A 676-nucleotide genomic window follows, 5' to 3' on the forward strand; every position below is an offset into this window, starting at 1 on the left:
CCGGTACGAGGACAGTGTCAGGTGGGCAGTTTGACTGGGGCGGTCGCCTCCTAAAATGTAACGGAGGCGCCCCAAGGTTCCCTCAGAATGGTTGGAAATCATTCGAAGAGTGCAAAGGCATAAGGGAGCTTGACTGCGAGACAAACAGGTCGAGCAGGGACGAAAGTCGGGCTTAGTGATCCGGTGGTACCGAATGGAAGGGCCATCGCTCAACGGATAAAAGCTACCCTGGGGATAACAGGCTTATCTCCCCCAAGAGTCCACATCGACGGGGAGGTTTGGCACCTCGATGTCGGCTCATCGCATCCTGGGGCTGAAGTAGGTCCCAAGGGTTGGGCTGTTCGCCCATTAAAGCGGTACGCGAGCTGGGTTCAGAACGTCGTGAGACAGTTCGGTCCCTATCTGTCGCGGGCGTAGGAAATTTGAGAGGAGCTGTCCTTAGTACGAGAGGACCGGGATGGACGTACCGCTGGTGTACCAGTTGTTCCGCCAGGAGCACGGCTGGATAGCCAAGTACGGAAGGGATAAGCGCTGAAAGCATCTAAGCGTGAAGCCCCCCTCAAGATGAGATTTCCCAGTATGTAAGACCCCTTGTAGACGACGAGGTTGATAGGTTCGGGGTGGAAGCACGGCAACGTGTGCAGCTGACGAATACTAATCGGTCGAGGGCTTATCC

Annotated in this window: 1 rRNA gene; it reads left to right on the plus strand. The window is 55.9% G+C overall.

The window, feature by feature from the left end:
* A 23S ribosomal RNA gene (locus tag NI000_RS36545) occupies nt 1-676 on the plus strand; the annotation flags it as partial.

Origin of the sequence: Paenibacillus tyrphae (assembly GCF_024158745.1) — a bacterium.
Taxonomy (GTDB): domain Bacteria; phylum Bacillota; class Bacilli; order Paenibacillales; family NBRC-103111; genus Paenibacillus_G; species Paenibacillus_G tyrfis_A.